We start from the raw sequence: 2,798 nt of genomic DNA, 5'->3' as shown, positions 1-2,798 counted from the left end.
AAGCCGATGCCATCCGTTCTGGCATGTTCGAATCCACACAAAACAACGCCCGTCGTGCCAACATCACCGCCCAGCTCGCCAACGAATACCAGCAAGCCTACGGTAAGGGCTACGACGAAGCGCAGCAATACATCGGCAACCTGCAAGCCATGGAGCAGGGCAACCGCAACCAGCTTCTCGGCGAACAGCAACAAAAACTCCAGCAGCTCATGACCCAGCTTTCCCCCATGCAGCTTGCCAGCCAGCAGGGCGCTATCCAGTCCGCCGTCGGCCCCACCAACATGCGGCTCGACTCCGCCATCGACAACAGCATCAACCCCTTTGATGCCGTCAACGTCTACTCCGGTATGCAAGCCGTCGGCTCCGGCGTCTATAACCAGTTACCTGGTACCAGTGATATGGCTAACACACTAACCTATCAATCTGGTGTGTACTCTGATTCACTCCAAGCTCCATCCTTTAACTTCCAGAACCTCAGCACCCCGAACCCGTCCACCTACATCAACAACGCCGCCAATCTCGCGCAGTCAACCGGCAGCTTTGCCAACAGTATGTACAACAACGCCATGGAGATGGGCAACAGTGCCGCCACCGGCCTCGGTCAATCTCTGGCCAACCTCGGCGAAGTGGACTGGGGTTCCGCCTGGGGCGACATGAAAGGCTGGTTCGGCAACAGTGGAAACTATGGATCAGGCATGGCAGGTAATACAAACCTGATGAACAACACCGCCGCCATCAAAGGACTGTTCTAGGAGCAACTATGTACTTTCAATGGGGAACCGCCACCAACGCTTTCCACGACCAGAAAGAAGCCATCGCCGATCGCAAGGAGCGCCGCCTCAAATCCCGCGTGGCCAACATGAAAGCCTTCAACGATCTGGTCTCGGCCAACCCCGACGCCGATCCCAACTACCTGGTCAATCAGTACGTACAGATGGGCCTCGACGGCGATCCCCGCGCCCACGTCGATAAGTTAATCGCCATCGCCAAGGCCGATCGCCAGTGGAAACTCCAGCAGCGTCAGTACGCCCAGATGAAACAGCAGCAGGAGGTTCAGACCATGGCTGACCAGTTCGTTGCCGGTGTCGCCCCGAAAGCCAAGTCCTACAACGAACTCGAACAGATGGTCATGGGCCGCTTCGGTGACTCCGAGTTCAGCAAAAACGCCCTGACCCCCGCCCGCAACAACTTCACCGACTGGCGCAAGGGACAAATGTCCAACTGGATCACATCAAAAGCCAGCGACCTCAAAAACATGGACTACAACCAGCGAGCCACCGTCGTCAAAAACACCTGGGGCGACGACGCCAGCGACGTCCTCAACGGCTACGAAGAGCAGCGCACCAACGAGTTTTACTCTGGCCTGATCCCCGACCTCAAACAGTTTGTCGGTGTCGACGACGATAAGCTCGAAGCCATGCTTAAAGGCCGTGCCCGTCTGGCAGGGTTCAATCCCGACTTGGTTCGCGCCGACGCCTTCCGCGATGCCATGGAACCGTTTCAGCATCAGGTCATCACCGACCGGCAACGGGAGTACGACGCCAAGGTGGAAAAACACACGCAAACCGCCCTCACCACCGTTGACAAGGAGATTCAGGAGCAGGCCAAAAACCTCAAACCCGTCATCGGCGAACTCAACGCCCCTGACAATCTCAAGAGCGCCGCCCTGGTCATCGCCTCGACTTACAAGTTACGAAGCCCGCAGTCCATCACCGACGTCCTCCGCTACATGGAAACCAAAAAGAACCGTTACGAATCCATGTACTCACAGGACATCACTACCGACGTCATCAACAACATTAAACAGGGCAACGTCAAAGGCATCAACAAGAACCTGATTCAAACGGCATCTGAAGCGGCCCAGGAAAAAGCCCGCGCCCAGATTCAGGGCTACCGGCCAACAGACTCGTTCGCCAAGCACACCGCCCCCGTCGTCGAACAGCAGATTCAACAGGTCAGCCTCGACAACTTCTACGACTTCGCGCACCAGAAACTCAGCCATCTGGCCCCACAGGATCAGTCACAATATTTAGAAGTCATGAAAGCCCGCTACGCCCGCGAGATCGACAACGAGATCACCCGCCTCACCGGTCTCAGCAACGACAGTTTCAGCAACGGCCTTCGCAGCGACAAGGACAACGCCGCCCTAAACAGCCTGGTCGAGCAGCTTAACCAGATCAAAACCGACCTCAAGGCCATCGCCCTCGACGACACCAAACTCAACCTCGATGAGCCGGTGGTCGACACCCAGCCACAGCCCTCACAACCCAGCAAAAAACCGATGGCCTCACCGCCCATATCCATCACCCAGGCACTCGGCCTCGACAATCTATACGACGGCATGAAGTCCGTCGGCAGCGCATGGGACAGAAAAGTGGCACGGGACTTTATGGAGAGAAACGGGCGCAGTCCCGACTCCATCACCGACGACGAAGCGGATATGGTCTACGCCTTCTACAAGCAGCATCAGACATGGCCAGAACCCAGAGTCCTCGACCAGATAGCATCAGCCTTCAAACAGGAAATCGCAGGAAGATAAATACCGGAAATCTGGTATTTATCTTTTAATTTGGCAATAGCCTCCAGCTTGCTTTGCAGCTTTCTCGCATGGCCCGTAACTTGGGAAGCCACACCGCATTAGATTTCCAAAACCATTATATAAACAAAACTCAGCCCCCACCGCCGCCGGACTCCCCATCACCCCCATCGCCAGCACGATCCCCGCAATCCATCCTTTCATCGCCATCTCCTTTCCCTGCTGCCCTTTCCCCTTACTATAGCCGCCCCGCTCAAGGACG

The 2,798-nt window shown here is 56.3% G+C and carries 3 protein-coding genes; 2 read left to right on the top strand and 1 reads right to left on the bottom strand.

Going from position 1 to position 2,798, the window contains the following annotated elements; all coding sequences use genetic code 11:
* Nucleotides 1-752 (top strand): hypothetical protein (locus tag AK963_RS33805; protein WP_175404692.1); only part of this gene is annotated, 752 nt, incomplete at its 5' end.
* 8 nt (nt 753-760) lie between these two features.
* Nucleotides 761-2,539, top strand: coding sequence for a hypothetical protein (locus tag AK963_RS27530; protein WP_066018517.1), 1,779 nt, complete (start codon nt 761-763; stop codon nt 2,537-2,539).
* A gap of 18 nt (nt 2,540-2,557) precedes the next feature.
* Here AK963_RS27530 and AK963_RS27525 read toward each other — a convergent pair.
* On the bottom strand, nt 2,558-2,798 hold a 241-nt coding region (locus AK963_RS27525; protein WP_238593873.1), incomplete at its 5' end, for a hypothetical protein.

It is taken from the genome of Endozoicomonas atrinae (assembly GCF_001647025.1).
Taxonomy (GTDB): domain Bacteria; phylum Pseudomonadota; class Gammaproteobacteria; order Pseudomonadales; family Endozoicomonadaceae; genus Endozoicomonas; species Endozoicomonas atrinae.
This window is presented reverse-complemented; position numbering and strand designations above follow the sequence as displayed.